At 45.4% G+C, this 6,546-nt stretch carries 8 protein-coding genes; 1 reads left to right on the top strand and 7 read right to left on the bottom strand.

Annotation, left to right across the window (positions count from 1 at the left end; genetic code table 11):
• Positions 1 to 59 precede the first annotated feature (59 nt).
• From AC6R05_RS06710 to nfo, 4 genes are all read right to left on the bottom strand, one after another.
• Positions 60 to 611, bottom strand: a complete 552-nt coding sequence (locus tag AC6R05_RS06710) for a hemerythrin domain-containing protein (RefSeq protein WP_150870955.1) — start codon at positions 609 to 611, stop codon at positions 60 to 62.
• Between the two features lie 86 nt (positions 612 to 697).
• Positions 698 to 1,378, bottom strand: coding sequence for a uracil-DNA glycosylase (gene ung, locus AC6R05_RS06705; protein WP_500646967.1), 681 nt, complete (start codon positions 1,376 to 1,378; stop codon positions 698 to 700).
• Positions 1,379 to 1,575: 197 nt separating this feature from the next.
• On the bottom strand, positions 1,576 to 1,710 hold the full coding sequence (locus AC6R05_RS06700; RefSeq protein ID WP_263641665.1) for a hypothetical protein: 135 nt from the start codon (positions 1,708 to 1,710) through the stop codon (positions 1,576 to 1,578).
• A 113-nt stretch (positions 1,711 to 1,823) separates the two neighbouring features.
• Positions 1,824 to 2,729 (bottom strand): deoxyribonuclease IV, encoded by a 906-nt coding sequence (nfo, locus tag AC6R05_RS06695; RefSeq protein WP_500646966.1) that lies wholly within the window; start codon positions 2,727 to 2,729, stop codon positions 1,824 to 1,826.
• 327 nt (positions 2,730 to 3,056) lie between these two features.
• Between nfo and grcA the strand changes: the two genes are divergently transcribed.
• Positions 3,057 to 3,434: an autonomous glycyl radical cofactor GrcA gene (gene grcA, locus AC6R05_RS06690; protein ID WP_150895821.1), complete on the top strand. Its 378-nt coding sequence runs from the start codon at positions 3,057 to 3,059 to the stop codon at positions 3,432 to 3,434.
• Positions 3,435 to 3,505: 71 nt separating this feature from the next.
• Here the strand turns inward: grcA and AC6R05_RS06685 are convergent, their stop codons facing one another.
• From AC6R05_RS06685 to thrB, 3 genes are all read right to left on the bottom strand, one after another.
• Complete coding sequence (locus AC6R05_RS06685; protein ID WP_500646965.1) at positions 3,506 to 4,165, bottom strand: NADPH-dependent FMN reductase; 660 nt, start codon at positions 4,163 to 4,165, stop codon at positions 3,506 to 3,508.
• Positions 4,166 to 4,293: 128 nt separating this feature from the next.
• Entirely contained in the window at positions 4,294 to 5,577 is a 1,284-nt protein-coding gene (thrC, locus tag AC6R05_RS06680) for a threonine synthase (protein WP_500646964.1), read from the bottom strand.
• The gene (gene thrB / locus AC6R05_RS06675; protein WP_032553216.1) at positions 5,574 to 6,530 is read right to left on the bottom strand and encodes a homoserine kinase; all 957 of its coding nucleotides are present in this window, start codon (positions 6,528 to 6,530) and stop codon (positions 5,574 to 5,576) included. The genes thrC and thrB overlap by 4 nt, the downstream gene beginning before the upstream one ends.
• Between the last annotated feature and the right edge of the window lie 16 nt (positions 6,531 to 6,546).

The following is a 6,546-nucleotide window of genomic DNA, read 5'->3' as shown; positions in this document are numbered from 1 at the left end:
CAATAAAATAAAGGCACCCAACTGGGTGCCTTTTCTCTTCCTACAACTATTATAGAGAGCTAAACACACTCTTCTTCACTTTGGCGAACTCGAATTGCCAACTGACGGTACTGATCGGCAATCGTGTCACCAAACACAGGATCATCCTCGGGCTGTTGCCAAAGCTCTTCAACACTGCGCCAGTCTTGCACCGAAAAAGCTCCGACAATTATAGGTAGAATGACTTTCTCTTCATATTCCATGTGCTTTCGCTGCGCTTCTATAAATGCTGCAAGCTGATCAATAAACACCTGCTGAGGAACTACCGCATCTTGAAGAATCATCTCAACCACATCTAAGAAGTCAGCGGTCTTCTCCGCCAGCAGCTGATGTTCAAGTTCCAGATCTTCGATGGCCTGCTGTTTACCGTAATGTTTTAAATAGTGACGGTAGATAATGTCTTCTTTCGGGTGATGCACTTTATCTGAGTGGTTCATTAAATAGTGCACCACTTCCGCCACTAGGCTGTAGTTTATCGCTCGCTCTTTCTGTAGAAGCTCAAGTTTGGTCTTTAAAATCATGAGCAGACGAGCCATGTAACCATGCTCTCTTCTTATCCTTTCTATCATCATAGTATTGCACTCCATTACACCTACTCTTTGTAAGTGTATATGAAGATAGGATAATCGGGTTTGATACTGCTCAGAAAACCATCAAACTAGACGTCAAATGGTAAACACCAATCAATTGTAGGCAAGTTTTGTGACTTCAATAGCTGATTGGTTTGAGAAAAGTGCTTACAGCCAAAAAAGCCGCGTCGCGCAGAAAGTGGAGATGGATGCGGGGCACTCAAGACAAAATGCTTACTCTCATCAATAGCTTGCCCTTTCTTCTGAGCATGCGCACCCCATAATAAGAAAACAATCGGTTCATTGCGTTCGTTAAGTTGCGCGATGACATGATCGGTAAACGTCTCCCAACCACATTTAGCATGCGAATGTGCCTTACCCTCTTCTACTGTGAGAACAGTATTAAGCATCAATACGCCCTGCTTCGCCCATGACTCAAGGTAACCGTGTGTGGGTGGCTCAAAACCCTCAATGTCATCGGCAAGTTCTTTATACATGTTGCGCAGAGAAGGCGGGATCTTAACCCCTGGCAGTACAGAAAAGGCCAAACCATGCGCCTGCTGAGCACCGTGGTATGGGTCTTGCCCAAGAATCACCACACGCACATCCTCAAAGGGCGTCATATCAAAGGCGCTGAATACCTGATCTTGGGGTGGATAGATGATCTTACCATCTCGTCTTTGCTTTTCTACAAAGTCGTTGATGTGCTGAAAGTAAGCTTGGCTCTGTTGCTGACGAATAATCTCTTGCCAAGTCTGCGACGAACTCATTGAATTGCTCCCGAACGATGCCACTCAAGTAACGCTAGTAAATGACACAAGCGAGTTGCTCAGATAAAAATAGCGGGATGAGTGATAACTGTGACTGTAAAGCCTAGTTATACCTCATACCGCTATTAATAGACATCATTGTCCAAATTCGCAGATAGAGATTCATCGATACTCACCGCTGAATAAAAAGAAGGGAATCACGATTGACCTTTCTGAGGCGTTCGATGATGGCCGTGACTGTGAATATGACGATTCGGAGTCGGCAAGCGTGGGGTCGCATGAATCGTCGAGACATGAAGATTAGCTTTAGGTGTGTAAGTGGTCGAATACATAATGGCACCCTCCTCTATTACATAGTGAAATACATATTCATTAAACACTATGAAAGAAAGGTGCCAACAATCTCATTTAGCCACAACTTTTTAAGGTTTACTGTTCTCAATGATCACTCTGCGTTCACAGATGCGTGGTGGTACATTCTAAGTTGTTGAATTTCCTCTTTCCAAATCGAAGAATCGATCGTTTCTAGGATCAGCGGCATGTTATCAAAGCGCGAATCACCCGCGATATACTCGAAACACGCCCAACCAATTTCCCCTTGCCCTAGCGAATGGTGTCGATCGACTCGACTTGCGAACTCAGCTTTTGAATCATTGATGTGCATTGCTCTCAGATAGTGCATACCAACAATACGATCGAACTCAGCAAACGTCGCTTCACAGGCTTCCTTGGTTCTCAGGTCGTAACCGGCCGTAAAGGTGTGACAAGTATCTAAACAAACCCCCACTCGAGTTTTATCTTCAACCTGATCGATGATTTCCGCTAAGTGCTCAAACTTCCAACCTAAATTAGTCCCTTGCCCAGACGTATTTTCAATCACGGCGATCACATCCGGCACCGCGCGATGAGCAATATTGATAGACTCCGCGATGCGCGCCAAACAGTCACTTTCAGAAATTTTCTTTAAATGACTCCCAGGATGGAAATTAAGTAGCGTCAGACCAAGTTGGTTACAGCGCTCCATCTCATCAATGAACGCCGCGCGAGACTTTTCGAGCTTCTCCTCTTCTGGGGCACCTAGGTTAATCAAATAAGAATCGTGAGGAAGAATATGCTCCGCGCCAAAACCGAGCATCTTGCAGTTGGCTTTAAATGCACTGATGGTTTTTGGCTCCAATGGCTTTGCCGCCCACTGCCTCTGATTCTTAGTAAATAGCGCAAATGCGTTGGCGCCAATTTCTCGTGCACGCATAGGAGCTTGATCGACACCGCCAGCCGCAGAAACATGAGCACCTATGAATTTTTGGCGAGAGTTTGGGGCGTTTTTTTCCAGAGAATTACTGTTTGTCATTAAATCACTTCACACTTACAGAATGGCGGATAAATACTTGTTTATATCCGCATCAGTTCAATAAAAGCTCTATTTTTGTAGTAAATTTACAACAAAAATGACCGTTAAATATTTTTTATAGTTTAAAATATTTTGTAACTATATTGTTTTCAAAGCTTTTATTGATTTAACTCAAAATAATCACCATTAAAAAATTAAGGTTTTTGGTTGTTTTTTGACTTAAATCAATATTAAACTAGCTAAAAATAGGTATATATAAGCCAGCTCAACAAAATTCGAAAGTTAACACCATAAATCAAACCACATTCAGTGGACTAGGAGATAGTGATGATCCAAGGTATTCAAATTACTAAAGCAGCAAACGACGAACTACTTAACTCAATCTGGCTACTAGATAGCGAAAAGAACGAAGCGCGTTGTGTTGCAGCAACTGCTGGTTTCGAAGCTGACCAAGTTATCCCAGCTGCTGATCTAGGTGAGTACGAGAGTCGTGAAGTTGCAATCGAAACTGCACCTCGCATCGAAGGTGGTCAACACCTAAACGTAAACGTTCTTAAGCGTGAAACGCTAGAAGACGCAGTTGCTCACCCAGAGAACTACCCTCAGCTGACTATCCGTGTATCGGGCTACGCTGTACGTTTCAACTCGCTAACGACTGAACAGCAACGTGATGTTATCGCACGTACGTTCACTGAGTCTCTATAATTTAGAGCTTAAGCGTAACCAAATTTAAAAAGCTTGGTCATTACTGACCAAGCTTTTTTTATGTCTATCATTTACGGCGCATTCCTTTGGGAAGGATCTTTGCGAAACGCTTTGGCTAACGTGGTAGGGTCGAGTTTATCTCGCTGCTGAGCAGCCCCTTTTGCCCACCACACCAACTGGTGCAGAGTTCGATTCATGTATTCATCCCATTGCTCCTGCTCTGATACATCCGCCACACTTCCCTCTTCATTGAAAACTTGCTGCGCTCTAGGTAAATGAATCATCGCCGACACGGGTAAACATCCTAGCTCTGATAAGAAGGTTCTCATCGATACCGCTGCGCGAGCGCCTCCCCACTGCCCCGCAGAATAGGTCACTATCGCACTCGGTTTATAAGAAAACAGCGAACTCCCAAAATGATTCAGAATGTTTGCTAGTGCTGGGCTCATCGAGTGATTGTATTCAGGACTCACCATCACATAACCATCAGCTTGTTTTATCTTCTCCGCTAACTCGCTTAACGAACCTGGCACCTGAGAGCGTCGGTAAGAAAACTCCGGCTTGAATATCGGCCCAAGCTCATAATCAAGAGGGTCGATGATCTCCACCGTGTGCTCAGGGTAAGTTTTATTCAGCAGCTTCAAACACGCCTGACTGACTCGCTCCCCCACTCGTGCAGGTTTCGGTGGCGTGCTTTCTCTTACTGAGCCTAGAAACACTAAAAAGTGCATACCTTCTCCTCGTATCAATAGCCAATAAAAAAGGTGAATACCCATGGCACTCACCTTTTCGTTTAATCTAACAAAACCTTGATTGGTTTGTCATTGTCATACTCTTATCAGAATTGGCGTATTCAGACCTATGGCTGAACTCGACGCAGTACTTCTTTAAGAGCATCAAAGTCGTTCGCAAGGTCTTCAGACAGCAGCTCCATCGCAGCGTGTTTCGCTAGCGGACCTGGTAGATCGATGTCTGAACCTAGAATGTCATCAACCACTTCTTTGAATTTAGCCGGGTGAGCCGTACATAAGAACAGGCCTGTTTCACCGTCTTGCAACTGCTCGTCTAGTAGACGATAAGCGATAGCACCGTGTGGTTCACATAGGTAGCCTTGTGCTTTTAGGTCACGTACTGATTCTGCGCTCTGCTCATCAGATACTTTACCTTTACCCAGCGTATCCAAGCCCCAACCTTTCAGTTGGCAAAGCTCTTCGATACGAGGCCAGTTGTTCGGTTGGCTCACATCCATTGCGTTTGATGTGGTTGCAACAGTCGGCTTTGGATCCCACTCGCCCGTTTCTAGGTAACGTGGCACTGTGTCATTTTCATTGGTCGCAGCGATGAAGCGCTTCACCGGTAGGCCTAACGCTTTTGCCAATAGACCTGCAGTTAGGTTACCGAAGTTACCGCTCGGTACTGAAACCACTAGGTTTTCACGCTGCTCTTTAGTCAGTTGAGAAGCCGCTTCAAAGTAGTAACAGATCTGCGCCATTAGACGACTGATGTTGATAGAGTTCGCTGAGTTAAGACCGATCTCTTCACGCAGTGCTGCGTCATCAAATGCTTGCTTAACCAGTGCCTGACACGCATCGAAGTCACCGTCGATAGCAACAGTGTGGATGTTTTTACCTAATGTACAGAACAGCTTCTCTTGCAGTGGGCTGATCTTGCCTTTCGGGTAAAGAATCACAACGTTGATGTCTTCCATACCGTAGAACGCGTGCGCAACGGCTGCGCCCGTATCACCTGATGTCGCCGTAAGGATGGTAATCTTGCCGCCGTCTGAAACAGTTGCCAAAGATTGCGCCATAAAACGGCCACCAAAATCTTTAAATGCTAGCGTTGGACCGTGGAACAGCTCAAGCGCGTAAACGCCATCTTTCACTTGGTTGATAGGTGCAGGGAATTGGAATGCTGCATCTACCATTTGATCGATTTGCTCTTTTGGTAGTTCATCACCAATCAGTGCCGATAGAATCTTTGCGCTACGAGGGACAAAGTCCTCTGCAAGTAGTGCATCGATATCATCAAACTTTGGTAGCTCTGATGGGAAAAATAGACCTTGGTTACGACCTAGACCTTGGCGAACGGCTTGGCCAAAAGAGACTTGTTCATCATTTTCTTTGATGTTGTACAGCTTCATAACTCACTTCCTGTAACGATCGAGCCTTGCTTGTCCAAACGACAAACATGGACGAATCCTTCTTCATTTTGTACGTAATTTTGTTCTAGCCAGCGTGCAACACGCTCAGCGACATCTTTTTCTTTGCAAATGCTAAATAAGGTCGGACCGCTGCCGGAGATTCCCGTAGCAAGCGCTCCCGCTGACAACGCGTATTTACGGGCGTCAGCAAAACCTGGTAGCAGTTTCTCACGATATGGTTCTGCGATCACGTCTTTGATCATTTTTGCAGCAAGCTCTGGCTGACCAGAGTGGCAAGCGTGAATAAAGCCCGCAAGGTGACGACCATGAGCAATGATATCTTGGCGACGGTATTGAGATGGTAGGATCTCTCGCGCTTCAGCCGTCGATACCTTAATCCCTGGATACGCCATTACCCAGTACCAGTCATCAAAGCAAGGGACTTCTTGGCTGATGATACCAAGCTCTTCCAACATCAATTGCACGCCACCAAGGTAACATGGAGCCACGTTATCGTAGTGAACGCCACCTGAAATCTTGCCTTCCATCTCACCCATTAGCGCAAGCAATTCAGTCTCGTCTAGTGGCTGACCATGGAAACGGTTCAAAGCATCCAGTGCGGCAACAATCGAACATGCACTTGATCCTAGACCAGAGCCAATCGGCATGTTCTTTTCAAGTGTCATCTCTAGTGGTTTAAGAGCAACACCCTTCTTATCGATTTCACGAGCAAACACTGTCCAACAATCGTAAACAATGTTCTCTTTTGCTTCTGTTGGCAGCTTAGAAACAAAGCTGCCTGCTGTTTTTAGAGAGAATGGTTCATCACCTGCTTTAACCATCACTCGGTCACCAAGAAGTGTGCCATCGATAGGCGACACAGCTGCACCAAGGACATCAAAACCAACGCTGACGTTACCGATTGAAGCTGGAGCGTAAACTACAACATCCATATCACTTGAACTCATT

It is taken from the genome of Vibrio sp. R11-SG3-ISO9, from assembly GCF_059834255.1.
The sequence above is the reverse complement of the archived record's forward strand: the minus strand, read 5'-3'. Positions and strand labels throughout refer to the sequence as shown.